Annotated in this window: 18 protein-coding genes and 1 riboswitch; of the genes, 12 read left to right on the top strand and 6 right to left on the bottom strand. The window is 72.0% G+C overall.

Going from position 1 to position 17271, the window contains the following annotated elements:
• Window positions 1-94 precede the first annotated feature (94 nt).
• A riboswitch (SAM riboswitch) is annotated at window positions 95-249 on the top strand.
• 18 nt (window positions 250-267) lie between these two features.
• The 6 genes from thrC (at window position 268) to LN251_RS12260 (ending at window position 7402) form a co-directional block, all read left to right on the top strand.
• Entirely contained in the window at window positions 268-1557 is a 1290-nt protein-coding gene (gene thrC / locus LN251_RS12285) for a threonine synthase (protein WP_362994774.1), read from the top strand.
• Entirely contained in the window at window positions 1554-1829 is a 276-nt protein-coding gene (locus LN251_RS12280) for a MoaD/ThiS family protein (RefSeq protein WP_058924632.1), read from the top strand. The genes thrC and LN251_RS12280 overlap by 4 nt, the downstream gene beginning before the upstream one ends.
• A 442-nt stretch (window positions 1830-2271) precedes the next feature.
• A complete protein-coding gene (locus LN251_RS12275; RefSeq protein WP_019057200.1) occupies window positions 2272-2478 on the top strand; it encodes a cold-shock protein in 207 nt (68 codons plus the stop codon).
• Between the two features lie 360 nt (window positions 2479-2838).
• Window positions 2839-4461 carry a chaperonin GroEL gene (gene groL, locus LN251_RS12270; protein ID WP_458244476.1) on the top strand — a complete coding sequence of 541 codons (1623 nt, stop codon included), beginning with the start codon at window positions 2839-2841 and terminating at the stop codon, window positions 4459-4461.
• 173 nt (window positions 4462-4634) lie between these two features.
• Window positions 4635-5753 carry an NADH:flavin oxidoreductase gene (locus tag LN251_RS12265; RefSeq protein WP_458244475.1) on the top strand — a complete coding sequence of 373 codons (1119 nt, stop codon included), beginning with the start codon at window positions 4635-4637 and terminating at the stop codon, window positions 5751-5753.
• Window positions 5754-5878: 125 nt separating this feature from the next.
• Complete coding sequence (locus tag LN251_RS12260; RefSeq protein WP_458244474.1) at window positions 5879-7402, top strand: carboxylesterase/lipase family protein; 1524 nt, start codon at window positions 5879-5881, stop codon at window positions 7400-7402.
• Window positions 7403-7414: 12 nt separating this feature from the next.
• Here the strand turns inward: LN251_RS12260 and LN251_RS12255 are convergent, their stop codons facing one another.
• The 3 genes from LN251_RS12255 to LN251_RS12245 all read right to left on the bottom strand — a co-directional run bounded on the left by LN251_RS12255 (window position 7415) and on the right by LN251_RS12245 (window position 10017).
• The gene (locus tag LN251_RS12255) at window positions 7415-7984 is read right to left on the bottom strand and encodes a hypothetical protein (protein WP_249835812.1); all 570 of its coding nucleotides are present in this window, start codon (window positions 7982-7984) and stop codon (window positions 7415-7417) included.
• 100 nt (window positions 7985-8084) lie between these two features.
• Complete coding sequence (gene murQ / locus LN251_RS12250) at window positions 8085-9017, bottom strand: N-acetylmuramic acid 6-phosphate etherase (protein ID WP_458244473.1); 933 nt, start codon at window positions 9015-9017, stop codon at window positions 8085-8087.
• Between the two features lie 61 nt (window positions 9018-9078).
• Window positions 9079-10017, bottom strand: a complete 939-nt coding sequence (locus LN251_RS12245; protein ID WP_458244472.1) for a MurR/RpiR family transcriptional regulator — start codon at window positions 10015-10017, stop codon at window positions 9079-9081.
• Between the two features lie 54 nt (window positions 10018-10071).
• Between LN251_RS12245 and LN251_RS12240 the strand changes: the two genes are divergently transcribed.
• Window positions 10072-10482, top strand: coding sequence for a hypothetical protein (locus LN251_RS12240; RefSeq protein ID WP_458244471.1), 411 nt, complete (start codon window positions 10072-10074; stop codon window positions 10480-10482).
• Window positions 10479-10757: a DUF4031 domain-containing protein gene (locus LN251_RS12235; RefSeq protein ID WP_458244470.1), complete on the top strand. Its 279-nt coding sequence runs from the start codon at window positions 10479-10481 to the stop codon at window positions 10755-10757. Before LN251_RS12240 ends, LN251_RS12235 begins: the two co-directional genes overlap by 4 nt.
• Here LN251_RS12235 and LN251_RS12230 read toward each other — a convergent pair.
• Together LN251_RS12230 and LN251_RS12225 are read right to left on the bottom strand one after the other, a co-directional pair.
• Window positions 10739-11806 (bottom strand): GNAT family N-acetyltransferase, encoded by a 1068-nt coding sequence (locus LN251_RS12230; RefSeq protein ID WP_458244469.1) that lies wholly within the window; start codon window positions 11804-11806, stop codon window positions 10739-10741. The genes LN251_RS12235 and LN251_RS12230 overlap by 19 nt on opposite strands.
• A 10-nt stretch (window positions 11807-11816) precedes the next feature.
• Window positions 11817-12479 carry an HD domain-containing protein gene (locus tag LN251_RS12225; protein ID WP_458244468.1) on the bottom strand — a complete coding sequence of 221 codons (663 nt, stop codon included), beginning with the start codon at window positions 12477-12479 and terminating at the stop codon, window positions 11817-11819.
• A gap of 257 nt (window positions 12480-12736) precedes the next feature.
• Here LN251_RS12225 and LN251_RS12220 point away from each other — a divergent pair, with 257 nt between their 5' ends.
• Both LN251_RS12220 and LN251_RS12215 read left to right on the top strand, forming a co-directional pair.
• Window positions 12737-13411 (top strand): maleylpyruvate isomerase family mycothiol-dependent enzyme, encoded by a 675-nt coding sequence (locus tag LN251_RS12220; RefSeq protein ID WP_458244467.1) that lies wholly within the window; start codon window positions 12737-12739, stop codon window positions 13409-13411.
• A 101-nt stretch (window positions 13412-13512) separates the two neighbouring features.
• Complete coding sequence (locus LN251_RS12215) at window positions 13513-14214, top strand: copper homeostasis protein CutC (RefSeq protein ID WP_458244466.1); 702 nt, start codon at window positions 13513-13515, stop codon at window positions 14212-14214.
• Here the strand turns inward: LN251_RS12215 and LN251_RS12210 are convergent.
• Window positions 14211-16280: a HelD family protein gene (locus tag LN251_RS12210; RefSeq protein ID WP_458244465.1), complete on the bottom strand. Its 2070-nt coding sequence runs from the start codon at window positions 16278-16280 to the stop codon at window positions 14211-14213. The genes LN251_RS12215 and LN251_RS12210 overlap by 4 nt on opposite strands.
• A 309-nt stretch (window positions 16281-16589) precedes the next feature.
• Between LN251_RS12210 and LN251_RS12205 the strand changes: the two genes are divergently transcribed.
• Complete coding sequence (locus tag LN251_RS12205) at window positions 16590-16772, top strand: hypothetical protein (RefSeq protein ID WP_200705676.1); 183 nt, start codon at window positions 16590-16592, stop codon at window positions 16770-16772.
• 110 nt (window positions 16773-16882) lie between these two features.
• A complete protein-coding gene (locus tag LN251_RS12200) occupies window positions 16883-17263 on the top strand; it encodes a hypothetical protein (protein WP_458244464.1) in 381 nt (126 codons plus the stop codon).
• Window positions 17264-17271 lie beyond the last annotated feature (8 nt).

Here is a 17271-nt window from a genome sequence, read left to right as displayed (position 1 = left end):
ACTGTCCTGGCCTTCGGTTACAGTCTTGAACAACGCTGATGACCATCGCATGTCGGGGGTCGTCTCGTGTTCAACGAGTTCAACAACCACATACCGCTCATCCAGAGGGGCAGAGGGATACGGCCCGATGAAGCCCCGGCAACCCTCCAGCCGGTCTCGTAGATCACTGTTGATCATTCCGCGAGGCTCCCGGCTAGGGAAGGTGCCAAATCCGTCTCACGGCGAGATGCGTCGTGAGGAAGATGAGGAGAAAGGGCCTCGCCTCACATGGCTGCGCAGACTGTTGCAAGCACCACCGACTCCACGACCGTAGACCTGGGCCCCGCCTCGGCGCTTTCCTGCCGCGAGTGCGGTCACCGGGTGCCGCTCGGTCCGGTCTTCGCCTGCGAGGAGTGTTTCGGCCCGCTCGAGATCGCCTACGACTTCTCGGCCTACGACACCGAGGAACTCCGCAAGCGCATCGAGGCGGGACCCGCGAACATCTGGCGCTACGCGCCGCTGCTGCCCGTCCCGGCGGACGTGGCGGACAAGCCGAACATCAACCCCGGCTGGACCAAGCTCGTCAAGGCCGACAACCTGGCGCGCGAGCTGGGGGTCACCGGCGGACTGTACGTGAAGGACGACTCCGGCAACCCGACGCACTCCTTCAAGGACCGCGTCGTCGCCCAGGCCCTGGAGGCCGCGCGCGCCTTCGGCTTCACCACGCTCTCCTGCTCCTCCACCGGCAACCTCGCGGGCGCCGTCGGCGCCGCCGCGGCCCGCGCCGGCTTCCGTTCCTGCGTGTTCATCCCGCACGACCTGGAGCAGGGCAAGGTCGTCATGGCCGCGGTCTACGGCGGCGAGCTCGTCGGCATCGAGGGCAACTACGACGACGTGAACCGCTTCTGCTCCGAGCTGATCGGCGACCCGGCGGGCGAGGGCTGGGGGTTCGTCAACGTCAACCTGCGGCCGTACTACGCGGAAGGGTCCAAGACCCTGGCGTACGAGATCTGCGAGCAGCTCGGCTGGCGGCTCCCCGACCAGCTCGTGGTCCCCATCGCCTCCGGCTCCCAGCTCACGAAGATCGACAAGGGGCTGCAGGAGCTGATCAAGCTCGGGCTCGTCGAGGACAAGCCGTACAAGATCTTCGGCGCGCAGGCCGAGGGGTGCTCGCCGGTCTCGGTCGCCTACAAGGCGGGCCACGACGTGGTCCGGCCGCAGAAGCCGAACACCATCGCCAAGTCGCTGGCCATCGGCAACCCGGCCGACGGGCCCTACGTCCTGGACATCGCGCGCCGCACGGGCGGTGCCGTGGAGGACGTGAACGACGAGCAGGTCGTCGACGCGATCAAGCTGCTGGCCCGCACCGAGGGCATCTTCGCCGAGACCGCCGGCGGCGTGACGGTGGGCGTGACGAAGAAGCTCATCGAGAACGGCGTGCTGGACCCGGCTCTGACCACCGTCGTGCTGAACACCGGCGACGGCCTCAAGACCCTCGACGCGGTGGCCGGCACCGGTCTCACCGCCACCATCCGTCCGAACCTCGACTCCTTCCGAGAGGCTGGCCTCGCATCATGAGCGTCAACGTCCGCATCCCCACCATCCTGCGCACCTACACCGGCGGCCAGGCCGAGGTGAGCGCCGAGGGGGCCACCCTCGCCGAGGTCATCGCCGACCTGGAGAAGAACCACACCGGCATCGCCGCCCGTGTGCTGGACGACCAGGGCAAGCTGCGCCGCTTCGTCAACGTGTACGTCAACGACGACGACGTGCGGTTCGAGCAGGGGCTGGAGACGGCGACCCCGGACGGGGCGGGCGTGTCGATCATCCCGGCCGTCGCCGGCGGCTGACCGAATGACCGATCATTACCTTCGGTAATGTCGGTTACGAAGAGTTCATCGAATTGCCCCCTCCGTGAGAGAAGCGGAGGGGGCAATTCAGTGTGGTTGAGCGCGGTACAGTTGGGGAACGCGCTGCTGATCTCCGGATCGGGAGCCCGGAATTCCTGCCGCAGGCCCGTCGAGATGCAGCCAAAGTGCGCATGTCTTTCGCGGCTTTTGTTCCCTTTATGGGGCCCGACTTGCCCTGAATTCGGCCGAATTCTCACTACATTCCGGACCCCTTCCGTCCAGAATTCTCGTCCGATTGACCTGTTGCAGACGGCAGTTGGGCAGATACATTCAGCCGCGGTCGACGCGTTCCGGCGCACGCCCCCAAACCGTGGGGGGTGAGGTCTGACCCGGATCCGCGAAGTGCGGGTCCGTGCAAGGGCCAGTAATAGGGGAGTTAGGCATGGCTCAGGGCACCGTCAAGTGGTTCAACGCGGAGAAGGGGTACGGCTTCATCGCGGTCGACGGTGGTGCGGATGTTTTCGTCCACTACAGCGCCATCCAGATGGACGGGTACCGCACCCTGGAAGAGGGCCAGCGGGTCGATTTCGAGATCTCGCAGGGCCAGAAGGGGCCGCAGGCGGACATGGTCCGACTGGCGACCAGCTGAAGCACGCGCCGGGCAGATAGCAGCGTCGTTCTTCTTTTCTTCGGAGGGCTCGTACCCCATGGGGAGTCATGGGTGCGGGCCCTCCGGCATGTCCGCACTCCGGCGCGGCCCGGCGCGCTCCGCCGGCGTCCCTCCACCTGGCGTCCGCCGGGACCGGTCCGCGGGAGGCGCTTGCACTCGGCAGGGGCGAGTGCTAATCATTGGCGTTAGCACTCTGAAGGTGAGAGTGACAAAGAAGGACCGGGTCGGTGAGGCCCGCAGGCCGGGTGGGGCAAGGAACCCACGGGTCGGCGAGCCGTCCGTCGCGGGCGCGGGCGCGGTCCGAAGGAATCACCCCCAGTCCTGGAGGGACCACTTCACATGGCCAAGATCATCGCGTTCGACGAGGAGGCGCGGCGCGGCCTCGAGCGCGGCATGAACCAGCTCGCGGACGCCGTGAAGGTGACGCTCGGCCCCAAGGGCCGCAACGTCGTCCTCGAGAAGAAGTGGGGCGCCCCCACGATCACCAACGATGGTGTCTCCATCGCCAAGGAGATCGAGCTCGAGGACCCGTACGAGAAGATCGGCGCCGAGCTGGTCAAGGAAGTCGCCAAGAAGACGGACGACGTCGCCGGTGACGGTACGACCACCGCGACCGTTCTCGCCCAGGCCCTGGTCAAGGAGGGCCTGCGCAACGTAGCCGCCGGCGCCAACCCGATGGCCCTCAAGCGCGGTATCGAGAAGGCCGTCGAGGCCGTCTCCGGTGCCCTGCTCGAGCAGGCGAAGGATGTCGAGACCAAGGAGCAGATCGCTTCGACGGCCTCCATCTCCGCCGCCGACACCCAGATCGGCGAGCTCATCGCCGAGGCCATGGACAAGGTCGGCAAGGAAGGCGTCATCACCGTCGAGGAGTCCCAGACCTTCGGTCTGGAGCTGGAGCTCACCGAGGGTATGCGCTTCGACAAGGGCTACATCTCGGCGTACTTCGCCACCGACATGGAGCGTATGGAGGCCGTCCTCGACGACCCGTACATCCTGATCGCCAACTCCAAGATCTCCTCGGTCAAGGACCTGCTCCCGCTGCTGGAGAAGGTCATGCAGTCGGGCAAGCCGCTGCTGATCATCGCCGAGGACGTCGAGGGCGAGGCCCTGTCGACCCTGGTCGTCAACAAGATCCGCGGCACCTTCAAGTCCGTCGCCGTCAAGGCCCCGGGCTTCGGTGACCGCCGCAAGGCCATGCTCGGCGACATCGCCATCCTCACGGGTGGCGAGGTCATCTCCGAGGAGGTCGGCCTCAAGCTGGAGAACGCCACCCTCGACCTGCTGGGCAAGGCCCGCAAGGTGGTCATCACCAAGGACGAGACCACCATCGTCGACGGTGCCGGCGACAGCGACCAGGTCGCGGGCCGCGTGAACCAGATCCGCGCCGAGATCGAGAACAGCGACTCGGACTACGACCGCGAGAAGCTGCAGGAGCGCCTGGCGAAGCTCGCCGGCGGTGTCGCGGTCATCAAGGCCGGTGCCGCCACCGAGGTGGAGCTCAAGGAGCGCAAGCACCGCATCGAGGACGCCGTCCGCAACGCGAAGGCCGCCGTCGAGGAGGGCATCGTCGCCGGTGGTGGCGTGGCCCTGCTGCAGGCCTCCCAGGTCTTCGAGAAGCTGGAGCTCGAGGGTGACGAGGCGACCGGCGCCAACGCCGTGCGCATCGCGCTCGAGGCCCCGCTGAAGCAGATCGCCGTCAACGCCGGCCTCGAGGGCGGCGTCGTGGTGGAGAAGGTCCGCAACCTCACCCCGGGTCACGGCCTCAACGCCGCGACCGGCGAGTACGTCGACCTGGTCAAGGAAGGCATCATCGACCCGGCGAAGGTCACGCGCTCTGCCCTGCAGAACGCCGCCTCCATCGCCGCGCTCTTCCTCACCACCGAGGCCGTCATCGCCGACAAGCCGGAGAAGGCCGCCGCGCCCGCCGGTGGCGGCATGCCGGGCGGTGACATGGACTTCTGATCGACCTGCGGTTGATCGACGTCCTTACGGAGGGCGGCACTTCCTGCTCCGGCAGGGGGTGCCGCCCTTCGGCGTGTCCGGGGTCACAGGCCGGCGGGAAATGCGCTGACGCGTGCGGCGGTTGACGTGGGAGCAGTGTCTATGCGTATGCACATACCGAGGAGTTTCCCCGCGTGACCGCCACCACCTCCCGCGCCGCCGAGATCCTGTCCCGGCCCACCGCGATCAACGGCCTGACCGTCCCCAACCGCATCGTGATGGCGCCGATGACCCGCCAGTTCTCCCCGGGCGGCATCCCCGGCGAGGACGTCGTCTCGTACTACTCCCGCCGCGCCGCCGCCGGGGTCGGTCTGATCGTCACCGAGGGCACCTACGTCGGCCACGAGTCGGCCGGGCAGAGCGACCGCGTCCCGCGCTTCCACGGCGAGGAGCAGCTCGCGGGCTGGCGGAAGGTCGCCGAGGCGGTGCACGCGGCGGGCGGCACGATCGTGCCGCAGCTGTGGCACATCGGGATGGTGCGCGAGCAGGGCGACCCGCCCTTCCCCGAGGCTCCCGCCGTCGGGCCCTCCGGCCTGGTCACCGCCGGTGCCGAGCCGACCGGCCGGGCGATGACCCAGCGGGACGTGGACGACGTCATCGGCGCGTTCGCCGAGGCCGCCGCGGCCGCCGAGCGCATCGGCTTCGACGGCGTGGAGATCCACGGCGCCCACGGCTACCTGGTCGACCAGTTCCTGTGGGCCGGCACGAACCGCCGCACGGACGCCTACGGCGGTGACCCCGTCGCCCGGACGAAGTTCGCGGCGGAGATCGTCGCGGCCGTACGGGAGACCGTGTCGCCCGAGTTCCCGATCATCTTCCGCTACTCGCAGTGGAAGCAGCAGGACTACACCGGGCGGCTGGCCGAGACCCCCGAGGAGCTGGAGGCGATCCTCACCCCGCTGGCGGCGGCCGGCGTCGACGCCTTCCACGCCTCCACCCGGCGGTACTGGCTGCCCGAGTTCGACGGCGCGGACCTGAACCTGGCCGGCTGGACGAAGAAGCTGACCGGCAAGCAGGTGATCACGGTCGGTTCCGTCGGGCTCGACGGCGACTTCCTCCGCGGGTTCGCGGGCGAGGGGTCGCCGGTGCGGGGCATCGACGACCTGCTGGACCGGCTGGAGAGCGAGGAGTACGACCTCGTGGCCGTGGGGCGGGCCCTGCTGCAGGACCCGCAGTGGGCGGCGAAGGTGCTGTCCGGCCGCTTCGAGGAGCTGCTGCCCTACGACGCGGCGGCGCTGAAGTCCCTGAGCTGAACGGCGCGTTCGCGCCGTCCGCCGACCGCGGGCGGCGCTCGGCCCGCAGGCCTGCTTGATTTCGGCAAGCCTGTTCGTTTGAGTGGACCGGCAGCCTTGCATCCGCCACCCGTGAGGAGCCCACGATGACGACAGCGGACGGTCCGGTCGTACGCACCGCAGCCGGTGCGGTGCGCGGACGGCAGGAGGACGGGCTGGCCGTTTTCCGGGGCGTCCCGTTCGCCGAACCGCCGGTGGGCAAGCTCCGGTTCCAGGCACCCCGGCCCGTGCGGGCCTGGGACGGGGTGCGGGAGGCGTACGCGTTCGGGCCGCCGCCCCCGCAGGACCTCGGCATCCAGGGCCGCAAGGGCGAGCTGGACGTGCCCGACGGCGACGACTGGCTCACCGTCAACGTCTGGACCCCGCGAGCCGATCCGGCCGAGCCGCGCCCGGTGATGGTGTGGATCTACGGCGGCGCCTACAAACTGGGCCACTCCGGCAGCCCCGGCTACGACGCCCGGCGCATCGCGCGCGACGGCGACCTGGTCGTCGTCACCCTCAACTACCGCGTCGGCATCGAGGGGTTCGCGAGCCTGGAGGGGGCGCCCGCCAACCGGGGCCTGCTCGACCAGGTCGCCGCCCTGGAGTGGGTACGGGACAACATCACGGCGTTCGGCGGCGACCCCGGCCGGGTGACCGTGTTCGGCGAGTCGGCGGGCGCGGGATCGGTGGCGTCACTGCTCGCGATGCCGGCCGCACGCGGGCTGTTCGGGCGGGCGATCGCGCAGAGCGTGCCCGGCACGTACTTCTCCGGCGAACTCGCCCGGGACATCGCCGCCGAGATCGCCAAGGAGGCCGGTCTGCCGCCGACGGCGGCCGCGCTGTCCGCCGTGGACCCGCGTCTGCTGACCTCGGCCGGCGAGGCGTTGAGCGCGAAGATGCGGCAGTACCAGGACCGTTGGGGACAGGCGGCCCCCACCGTCACGCCCTTCTCGCCGGTCGTCGACGGCGAGGTGCTGCCCACCACGCCCTGGCAGGCGCTGGCCGCGGGCGCGGCCCGGGACGTGGACCTGCTCGTCGGGCACAACCGCGACGAGTGGCGGCTGTTCCTCGTCATGGGCGAACAGCTCGGCAAGGTCACCGAGGAGCAGGCGGCGTGGGCCCTGCGGACGTTCGGGCCCGGCCCCGACGCGGAGTCGGCCTATCGCACCGCCCACCCCGACGCCACCCCGAGCGATCTGTACGAACGCGTCCAGACGGACTGGCTGTTCAGCATGCCGAGCCTGCGGCTGGCACAGGCGCAGGTGGCGGGCGGCGGCCGCGCCCACTTCTACGAACTGACCTGGCCGGCGCCCGGCGCGGGGGGCGTTCTCGGCGCCTGCCACGGCCTCGACATCCCTCTGCTGTTCGGCACCTTCGACGCGGACCTCGGCAGCCTGCTCTTCGCCGGGAGCGGTGTGCCGGCGGAGGCGGAGGAGCTGTCGGCGCGCTTCCGGGCGTCGTGGACGGCGTTCGCACGAACCGGCGACCCGGGCTGGCCGGCGTACGGGGAGGCCGACCGCTTGGTCCAGGTACTGGACGCGCGGCCCGAGGTGCGGCCCTACCCCGAGGAGGCCACACGGCGGCTGTGGGAGGGCCACGAGTTCACCGCGCTGCCGCTGCTTCCCTGAAGCCGGGGCGGCTCAGAGGTTGCCCAGCGGTTCGATGTCGACCTTCACCGGGGTGCCCCACACGCGCAGCACCTCGTAGTCGGTGAACTCGTGCACCAGGCGGTAGGCCATGGCGGCGCGCGGGCCGCGGCGCTGGGCGGCGATGTACAGCTCCGCCTCGCGCCGGTCCCGCCTCGGCGTACCGCACAGCTGCCACTCCTGCCCCGTCCACAGCTCCGGCAGCCAGCGCTGCTGGGGCTGGGGGCGGTCGCCGCGGACGCCGTAGCGGGAGGGCGCGGACTCGGTGGGGTGCGCGGGCAGGGGGCCGCCGTTGAACTCGGCGCGGCGGGCCGCCCGGCGCCGCGTCTCGCAGAGCAGGCACAGGTCGGGGGCGCTCTTGTCGACCGGGCCGTTCGGGTGCTCGGCGCAGCGGGTGGCGGGTGCGGCCGTGGCGACGCTGTCCTCCAGGAGGTCCAGGGCGCGCCGCAGGTCGGCCCTGACCTCGTGCAGCCTGGCGTCCGGGGTGTCGGCGGTGAGGGCCTCGCCGTGCTCGCCGAGAAGGCGGAGGGCTCGGCCCAGAGCGGTGAGCTGGGCGTGGTTCATGGGTATCAGTCTGCGTCGTTCTCGCGTCCGGGGGCGTCGGTGTCCGTCACCGACACCTTGGCAGACGGCACTGACAACGGCCGAGGCCCCTCGGCACGCCCTAGTGGGCCGCCGCCAGGGCCGCTCGCAGGTGTCCGCCGGACTCCGCCAGCAGGCGGGCCGCCGTGGGGCCGTCGACGTCCGCGAGGAGGGCGAGGATGGCGTTCTTCACCTCGCCGTCCGTGGCCGCCAGTGCCCGCTCGATCTCCTCGTCCGGCGCGCCGGTGGCGAGGGCGACGATACGGCGGGAACGGGCCCGCAGCTTCTCGTTCGAGGCGCGTACGTCGACCATCAGGTTCCCGTACGTCTTGCCCAGCCGGATCATCGTGATCGTCGAGAGCATGTTGAGGACCAGCTTCTGCGCGGTGCCCGCCTTCAGCCGGGTGGAGCCGGTGAGCAGCTCGGGCCCGACGACGATCTCGATGCCGTGCTCGGCGGCCGCGGCGAGCGCGCTGTCGGCGTTGCAGGCCAGCCCGATCGTCAACGCGCCCTGCCGGCGGGCGTGTTCGACGGCCGCGATGGCGTACGGGGTGCGGCCGGAGGCGGAGACGCCGACCACCGTGTCGGCGGAGGTGAGGGCGAGGCCGTCCAGGTCGGCGCGGGCGAGGTCGGCGGAGTCCTCGGCGCCCTCGACGGAGGTGACCATGGCGTCGGGACCGCCCGCGATGAGCCCCACCACCTGCTGCGGATCGGTGTTGAAGGTCGGCGGGCACTCGGAGGCGTCCAGCACGCCGAGCCGGCCCGCGGTGCCGGCGCCGGCGTAGATCAGCCGGCCGCCGCCCGCCATGCGGTCGGCGACGGCGTCGATGGCGGCGGCGATCTCCGGCAGCCGCGCGGCGACGGCCGCCGGGACGGTGGAGTCCTCGCCGTTCATGAGCCGGGCGATCTCGAGGGTGGGCAGCCGGTCGATGTCGGCGAGGTCGGGACGGAAGGCCTCGGTGGTGAGCGATTCCAACTCGGCGCGCAGATCACGGGGGTTGGAGGTGGAGGTCATGGTGGAGCGGCTCTTTCGTGAAGTGCTGCCGGAGAACGTGAGAGGAAGAGGGGAACAGGGGCTAGCGCCGGTGCCGGTGGGCGAGTGCCTCGTACGAGGCGGCCAGGGAGGGCGCCGCGGTCTCGTAGGTCTTCTGCGCCACTCCCACGAACAGGCAGTCCACGACCAGCAGTTGACTGGTCCGGGACGACATCGCGGCCGGCCGCAGCTCGCTCTCCCGGGCGATGGACGTGGTCAGCACATGGTCGGCGTACTGCGCGACCGCCCCGTCCGGCCGCCCCGTGATCGCCACGGTCGTCGCCCCGCGTTCGAAGGCCACCCGCAGCGGCTCCACGACGTCCCCCGTCGACCCGGAGTGCGTGATGGCGATGGCGACGTCACCCGCCCGCAGCTGCACCGCGTTCGTCACGGCCAGGTGCGGGTCGCTGTGCGCGTGGGCTATCAGCCCTATCCGCAGCAGCTTCTGCGTGAGGTCCTGGGCGACCAGCCCCGACGCGCCCACCCCGTACACGTCGATGCGCCGCGCGACGGCGGCCGCGGCGACCGCCGCCCCCAGCTGCACGGTGTCGAGTCCCGCCGCCGTGTCGGCGAGCGTCTGCTGCTCGTCGTAGGCCAGTTTGGCCACGACGTCGGCGATGGGGTCGTCGACGGCGATGTCGGTGGTGATGGCGGGGGCGCGGCCCGACTGCTGCTGCGCCGCGAGCCCGGCGAGGGCGAGCCGCAGATCCCGGTACCCCGGGTACCCGAGCAGCCGGGCGGTGCGCACCACCGTCGCCTCGCTGGTACCGGTGAGCTCGGCGAGGCCGGTGACCGTGAGGGCCGCGCAGCCGGCCGGGTCGCCCGCGACGGCCTCGGCGACGCGCTGCATGGAACGTGTCATGGAGGGGGCGAGGGTGCGCACCTTGGCGGCGAGGGCGGCGGGGGCGGGAGGCGCGGTGGGCGCGGTGCCCGGCGTGCCCGCGGCGTGGCCGGCGAAAATTTCCTTCACGTTCTGGGTCACATATGAAAGATATTTTCGGGCGGGGCGCCGGTCAAGAGTGCGCACAATGGGTGCATGGATCCCTCCGACGCCCCTGAGACCCCCGACGTCCCGGTCACCCCTCTGGAACGGGCGCTGCACGTGGCGCGCGCCCTCGTGCTCGCCGACCTGGCCGCGGGGCGGGTCGCCGCGGCGGACGTGGTGTCCATGGTCGAGGACTCCGTCGCACAGCGGCGCTGGTGGGTCGAGCAGTGGCCCGAGGGCGCGGACTTCGTGACGGGGCTGGTCGCCCAGGACGTCCAGGACGCCCTGCTGGAGACGTACGGCCGCTGGCCGCTGTGCCCGGTGTGCGGCTCCGGTGACCCGCACGCGCTGGAGGTCGAGCCCGAACTGGGCGCCGACCCGCACTGGGTCTGCCACAAGGCGGGCGTGCGGGTGGCGGCGGTCGGGGCGCTGGGGCCGGCCATGGGCGGGACGCCCGCGTGACCGTCTACATCGACCCGCCGGACTGGCCCGGCCACGGCCGCCTGTGGTCCCACCTCATCAGCGACGTCTCCTTCGACGAACTGCGGCTGTTCGCCGACGGGCTGGGCGTGCCGCGGCGCGCCTTCGAACGCGACCACTACGACATCCCCTCGCACCGCTACGCGGACGCGGTGGCCGCCGGGGCGGTGCAGGTCAGCAGCCGCGAGGTGGTGCGGCTGCTCACGGAGGCGGGGCTGCGGCGGCCCAAGGGGCGTGTTCAGCGCCCGAGTTCGTAGGCGAACCCCTCCTCTTCCTCGCTCACCTTCCGGAACCCGGCGCGGGTGACGACGGCCTGGGAGGGCAGGTTGTCACGGTCGATCGTCGCGAAGAGCGCCTGGACGTCGTCCCGGGCGAACGCCCAGTCGGCGAGGGCGCGCAGCGCCTCGGTCGCGTAGCCGTGGCCGCGGGCGGCCTCGACCAGGTCGTAACCGACCTCCGCCCGCCCCTCCTCGTCCGGGACGCCGTGGAAGCCCATGCCGCCGATCGCCCGGCCGTCCTCGCGGCGGACGAGGACGAAGACGCCGAACTCCGGCCGGTGCACGCCCTCTTCATAGGCCTTGAGCAGGAAGCCGGCGGCCTCCCGCGTGCCCGTGAACGGGCCGCCGGCGATCCAGTCGAAGCCGCCGTCGCCGCCGAGCGTCAGGTCGCGCGCGGACGCCGGCGTGACGCCCTCCAGCGTGAGGCGGTCGGTGGTGTGGACGAGGTTGTTGTGCCAGCGCCACTCGGTGACCGGGGGCCGGCCGGGCAGCTCGCCGCGCCCGGTGGCCCACAGCAGGGTGCGCCAGGCGTCGGCGCCGGGCCGGACGTGCGGGAAGATCGTGGTGAGGACGAAGTCCGCGAGGGCGGACGGCGGTTCATAGGCCGTCCGCAGGGCGGCCGTCATGTCGTACGTGTGCAGCAGCACCTCGGCGACGCCCATCGCGGCGAAGCCCTCGCGGTTCGCGCTGCGGAAGGGGTACGGGTGGAAGGCGCGGGCCTCGCGCGGGGCGGTGCGGACCGCCGCGGCGAGCAGGGCGCCCATCGACTCCACGAGGTGCAGCAGGCCGGTGTTGTCGGTGCCCTCGTCGAGCGTGATCTCGAAGGGGACGTAGCCGTCGCGGGCGCGTCCGGCGAGGTTCGCCGCGTACCCGACGAGACACTCCGCGACGTGGAACGCCGTCTCGTGGACGGTCCAGTCCATCCCGGCCGCCCGCACCGCCGTCCAGTCCCGGTCCACCGCGGGCCGCAGTGCCGCGAGACAGCCCGCGACGGCCTCTTCCACCTGATCCCCGCCCATTGCACGCATGGGCCGAAGGCTATTCGGCCCCCTCCACGGCGGTCGACAGGATTTCCAGCTCGGCGGAGAGGTTGTAACGAGCCGTCGCCTCCCACTTCTCCTGCCCGTAGGGGGTCCTGAACAGCCTTGGCAGCGCGAGGAGTCGGCGCAGGACGTCGGCCCGTCCCGCGCGGAAGGCGTCGCTCGGCACGAAGTGGTACTCCTCGCGGACGGCCGCGGTGTAGGCGGCGTACGCGGTGGGCGGTGAGGCGAGGATCGCGAGGTCGGCGTCGCACAGCACCTGGCCGTCGCGGTCGTCGTCGGCGGGGTCGTGGGTGACGGTGAGCCGGACGAGCCGGGCCACCTCGGCGGCGGTGTCCGCGGGGACGCCGGCCTCGGGCAGGGCGCGTTCGGCCAGACGGGCGGAGCGCTCCTCGTTCTCGGACCGGTCCGGGAGGTAGACGGAGTCGTGGAACCAGGCCGCCAGCCGCACCGCGTCCGGATCGTCGGCGTACTCCTGGAGCGTGTCGACGTGGTCGAGGACGGCGACGAGGTGCGCGAGCGTGTGGTAGCGCCGCTGCGGCTCCTGCCAGCGGGACAGCAGGTTGTCGGCGTACGGCACCGGGTCGGGCCCGGCGGCGGAGCCCCGGGCTCCGTCCAGCGCGCGGGTCCAGCGGGAACGCAGGGCGTCGAGATCGGCCATGCCCCCATTCTCCCGCCGATCACTCCCGGCCCCTAGGCCCTGTCGTCACCTTCCCGCCTGCCCGGAGGCGTCTGGCACGCACGCTCGCGGCGTTGCCGAACCGCCCACGTGGCTCCTCCCCCACGCTCGAATGAACTCGCGCGGGGGGACCCCCATCGAGGGCGCTCCGGCGCCTTGCGATCGCACGCACCAGACGCCTCCGGGGCCGCCCTCCGGGCGGACGACGGGAAGGTGACGACAGGGCCTAGCGTGACCCCATGACTACTACGACGCCCGAAGCGCGCGACCCCGAACTTCCCGGACGGCTTCTGGCCGCCGAGCGCGACGCCCTCGTACCCCTGCTGCGGGCCCGGCCGGACGCGGACTTCGCGCTGCCGACCGCCGGGTGCCCGGGATGGACCGTGCGGGACGTGCTCGCGCACTGTTCCTCCGCGCTGATGCGGGTGGTGGAGAGCCGGTTCGAGAAGGGCGTCTTCTCGCCCGAGGCCAACGACCGGGACATCGCCGAACGGGCCGCGTGGACGAACCAGCAGGTGGTCGACGAGCTGGAGCGCGGGATGACCGAGGCCGGACCGGCGATCGCCGAGGCGGGCGGGATCCTCGACATGGTCGCGCTGGGCGAGTGGGTGCACGCCGGCGACGTGCGCGAGGTGTGGGGCGAGCCGGGCGCCTACGCCGGCGCCGGGCTCCCGGACGCGCTCACCCTGCTCGCCCGGATCACCCGGGAGAAGGGCCGGGTGCCGCTCCACGCCGACCTGGAGGACGTGGACGAGCCGCTGCTGCTGGGCGAGGTGAGCGGGGAGCGGACACCGGCCCGTTTCATCGGCGGGGCCGCCACCCTCGTACGGCTGTACGCGGGGCGTCAGGTGCCCGAGGAGGCGTCGTACGAACTGGTGGGCGCGGAGGCGGGGGACCTCAACATCTTTGGCTGAGGGGCGTCGTCGTGCGGGCGGTGGCAGGGGCGTAGTCTTTGAATTGGACTAGACCTGTCTGCCGAAGTCGTACCGTCCGCCCGATCGACGAATGGGGTCCCATGAGCAAGCGTGCAGTCCTGGAGGTGATCGCCCTCGACGCCGAGGACGCGGTCGCCGCCCAGGCCGGAGGCGCGGACCGCCTCGAACTGGTCACCGACATGGCGGCCGACGGCCTGACCCCCGAGGCCGCCACGTTCACCGCGATCCGCGCCGCCGTCGACATCTCGCTGCGCGTGATGCTGCGGCTGGCGGACGGGTTCGCGGCGGGTGACGTGGGGCGCGTGGTCCGGGCGGCACGCCGGATGCGGGAGGCGGGCGCCGAGGAGTTCGTGCTCGGGTTCCTCGACGACGAGGGCTGCGTCGACTTCGCCACGGTGGAGCGGGTCGTGGCCGAGCTGGACGGCTGCCGCTGGACCTTCCACCGGGCGATCGACCACACCGCCGACCGGGACGGGCTGCGCAAGCGGCTGGACGGGCTGCCGGGCCTGGACACCATCCTCACCGCGGGCTCGGCCGCGGGCGTCGACGACGGGCTCCCCACCCTGCTCACCGAGGCGGCCAGGGGCGGGGAACCCGGCTACGAGCAGCAACTGCTGGTGGGCGGCGGCCTCCGGCTGGACCACGTGCCCCGCCTGCGCACCGCCGGCATCGACGCCTTCCACATCGGCGGCGCGGCCAGACCCGGCGGCTGGAACACACCGGTGTCCGCCGAGGCCGTCGGCCAATGGCGCCGAGCCCTGGACGGCACGGCGCCGCGCTAGCGGCTCACCCGCTCCAGCTGGGGTGGCAGTGGTGCCGTGTGGGTGACGATCAAGCCCGAGACGGCTCGGGTCAGGGCCACGTACAGGCGCCGCAGCCCCGTCCGCTCGTCCGGCTCACCGTCCACGACGGCCTGCGGCTCGTCCAGGACGACGTAGTCGTACTCCAGGCCCTTGGCGAGCGAGGCCGGGACCAGAGTGAGGCGGGTCTCGGCCGTCGTCTCCTCGCCCGGGGCCAGGTGGCCGATCCCGGCCGCCGACAGCGCCTCGGCCAGCGCCGGGACGCGGGCGTCCGCGGCGATCAGGCCCGTCGAACCCTCGTTGCGCAGCAACTCCTCGCACGCGGCGACCACGTCGGCCGTCTCGGAGGCCGTCCGCACCGAGAAGAAGCCGGGGTTCTCCCGCACCGACGCGACCGGCGTGAGACCGGGGGCGATGTGCGGCAGCAGACGGGAGGCGTAGGTGATGACGTCCGTCGGGACGCGGAAACCGGCCGTCAGCTCCTCGATCACGCCGTCCCCCTTGCCCAGGTGCGCGAGGGCCTCGTCCCAACTCCGGGTCGCCCAGGGCGTGGTGCCCTGCGCCAGGTCGCCGAGGACCGTCGCCGATCCCGTGGTGCAGCGCCGGCCGACGGCGCGGTACTGCATGGGGGACAAATCCTGCGCCTCGTCCAGGACCACATGGCCGAGGGAGTGGGTGCGCTGCACGATGTCCGTCGTCTCGTCGATCAGCACGGCGTCCGCGGGCGACCACCTGGCCGCCTTCACGCTCCTGACCGGCTTCGCCCACAGGATCGTCTTGCGCTCCTCCTCGGTGAGGACGCCCTCCGCGTGCTCGGCCAGGAACTCCGCGTCCGACAGCAGCCGCAGCACCAGCTTCGCCGGGTCGACCGGCGGCCAGATCTGCTTCACCGCCGCCTTCACCGCCGGGTTACGGGCCACCGCGTCCTGCACCCGGTCGTCCGGCGCCTCGCCGGAGCGCTCCATCTGCACCAGCACCGCGTGCGCGATGCGCTGCGGAAGGGCCTCGCGGGCGGCGCCGTAGCGGATGTCCCGGTCCAGCAACTCGCGGACGATGTCGTGCAGTTCGTACGCAGGGACCCGCCAGCGGCGCGAGCCGCGCACCACGACGACCGGCTCGGTGGGCATCGTCACGTGCGCGTAGACGGCTCGCCGCAGCACCTGGGCCATCCGCGCGTCGCCCTTGACGACCGCGGCCGCCGCGTCGTCCGTGCCGCGCACCTCCACCTGCGCCACCAGGTCGTCCACCGTCGCCTGCTGCACGGTCAACTCGCCCAGCGCGGGCAGCACCTGCTCGATGTAGTGCAGGAAGGACCGGTTCGGCCCGATGACGAGCGTGCCGGTGCGGGCGAGGCGCTCGCGGTGGGCGTACAGCAGGTAGGCGACCCGGTGCAGGCCGACGGCCGTCTTCCCGGTGCCCGGGCCTCCCTGCACGCACACCGTGCCGCCCAGCCCGGACCGCACGATCTCGTCCTGCTCCGGCTGGATGGTGGCGACGATGTCGCGCATCGGACCGACACGCGGGCGCTCGATCTCCTGCTGGAGCAGCTTGCTGGTGCGCGCCGCCTCCGCCGGGTCGGAGAGGTGCTCGTCCTCGTACGCGGTGATCTCGCCGCGTGTGTAGCCGAAGCGGCGGCGCAGCGCGACGTCCATGGGGTCCTTCTTGGACGCCCGGTAGAACGGCTGCGAGACCGGCGCACGCCAGTCGATGACCATGGGGTCGCCGTCGTGGTCGTGCACGTGCCGGCGCCCGATGTAGAAGCGTTCGCCGTACGCCCCCTCGGCCTGCTCCGCGCCGGGGGCGTGCAGGTAGTCGAGGCGGCCGAAGAACAGCGGGGTGTCGCTGAGGTCGGCCAGCGCCTTGATCCGCTCGTCGATCTGGCGGGCCAGGACCTCGGCGTTGACCCAGTTCGCGGTGACGTCCTTGATGTCGAGCGACTCGACGTCCTCGCGCATGGCACGCAGCGCGGCTCGCGATGCGGCGAGGTGGGAGCGCTCGCGGGAGAGGGGGTCGTCGAGGGGTGCGGGGTCGTCGACGGACGTGGACAAGGGGGTGCCTCCGGAGGTGCCGCGGGGTGGGTGGCTGCTGCTGCGAGGTGCCGGCCGGTTTCCGTCCGGTCGGCGGCGCTCCGTCGAGGAGGCGGGCAAGAGCGGAGATTTTAGGCGAGGGGACCGTGCGGCGGCCAACCGGTTTTTCCGGCCCGCCCGGCCCGTCCGGCTCGCATCCCGGCTCCCCCTAGGGGTTCACCCTTCCCTCCCCGGGTGGAGGCGCTCGCCCACAGGGGGTACCCAGGTATCACAGCAAGTGGGGACCTTGGGCCGATGCTCTCCTTATGTCCGGGACGCCACCATGGATACATGAGTGCAGCGACCATCACCCCAGCCCCCGGTCGCCCGTCCGGTGCGACCCCCGTCTCCGACCTCCACGGCACCCACCGCCTCGGCAACGCCCTCCGCGCGATCCGGGTCTTCGCCGGCGCCGCCTTCGACGTCGTCATACTCGGCGAGTACGGCGAGGAAGCGGGCGTCCGCCGCAAGTGAGCCGCGGGACCCGAGGCCACCCGGCCACGTGGCCACCTGAGTAGGTGACCACCGCGGGATGAGTATCCGCACCGGTGCTCCGCCCCCCGGTGCCCCGGTTCACTGCTCGTATGACCACACAGCACTTCGCGGCACAGCCCCCGGCCTCCACGGACCCGGCCGGGCGGGACCCCAGGGCCTGGATCGCGCCGCTGGTCGCGACGGTTCTCCTGGTGTTCCTGGGACCCGCGGCGGTGTTCCTCGGCGGCCTGTCCGCCATGGCGACGGACGCCTGCGGCCCCGACGACTGCTCGCCGGCACTCACCACGCACCTGAACCTGATCTACGGCACCCTCGAGTACGGCACCCTGCCCACCGTCGCCGCGCTCCTGGCGGCCTGGGTCCTGCCCTGGCAGCCGCGCTGGCTGCCCGTCCGCGTCCTCGCCGCCGTCGCCGCCCTGCTCCCGGCGCTGTTCGTCCTGCTGATGGTGTTCACCCTGCCCGCGCCCTGACGGCGAGG

Source organism: Streptomyces sp. MAI_2237 (assembly GCF_054189285.1).
Note: the sequence above shows the minus strand (reverse complement) of the source record. Positions and strands in the feature narration are given on the sequence as shown.

What these genes read in the sequence shown, in the direction of transcription:
- thrC (WP_362994774.1), top strand. Translation starts at nt 268, where the DNA reads ATGGCTGCGCAGACTGTTGCAAGCACCACCGACTCCACGACCGTAGAC.
- LN251_RS12280 (WP_058924632.1), top strand. Translation starts at nt 1,554, where the DNA reads ATGAGCGTCAACGTCCGCATCCCCACCATCCTGCGCACCTACACCGGC.
- LN251_RS12275 (WP_019057200.1), top strand. Translation starts at nt 2,272, where the DNA reads ATGGCTCAGGGCACCGTCAAGTGGTTCAACGCGGAGAAGGGGTACGGC.
- groL (WP_458244476.1), top strand. Translation starts at nt 2,839, where the DNA reads ATGGCCAAGATCATCGCGTTCGACGAGGAGGCGCGGCGCGGCCTCGAG.
- LN251_RS12260 (WP_458244474.1), top strand. Translation starts at nt 5,879, where the DNA reads ATGACGACAGCGGACGGTCCGGTCGTACGCACCGCAGCCGGTGCGGTG.
- LN251_RS12255 (WP_249835812.1), bottom strand. Translation starts at nt 7,984, where the DNA reads ATGAACCACGCCCAGCTCACCGCTCTGGGCCGAGCCCTCCGCCTTCTC.
- murQ (WP_458244473.1), bottom strand. Translation starts at nt 9,017, where the DNA reads ATGACCTCCACCTCCAACCCCCGTGATCTGCGCGCCGAGTTGGAATCG.
- LN251_RS12240 (WP_458244471.1), top strand. Translation starts at nt 10,072, where the DNA reads ATGGATCCCTCCGACGCCCCTGAGACCCCCGACGTCCCGGTCACCCCT.
- LN251_RS12230 (WP_458244469.1), bottom strand. Translation starts at nt 11,806, where the DNA reads ATGCGTGCAATGGGCGGGGATCAGGTGGAAGAGGCCGTCGCGGGCTGT.
- LN251_RS12225 (WP_458244468.1), bottom strand. Translation starts at nt 12,479, where the DNA reads ATGGCCGATCTCGACGCCCTGCGTTCCCGCTGGACCCGCGCGCTGGAC.
- LN251_RS12220 (WP_458244467.1), top strand. Translation starts at nt 12,737, where the DNA reads ATGACTACTACGACGCCCGAAGCGCGCGACCCCGAACTTCCCGGACGG.
- LN251_RS12215 (WP_458244466.1), top strand. Translation starts at nt 13,513, where the DNA reads ATGAGCAAGCGTGCAGTCCTGGAGGTGATCGCCCTCGACGCCGAGGAC.
- LN251_RS12205 (WP_200705676.1), top strand. Translation starts at nt 16,590, where the DNA reads ATGAGTGCAGCGACCATCACCCCAGCCCCCGGTCGCCCGTCCGGTGCG.
- LN251_RS12200 (WP_458244464.1), top strand. Translation starts at nt 16,883, where the DNA reads ATGACCACACAGCACTTCGCGGCACAGCCCCCGGCCTCCACGGACCCG.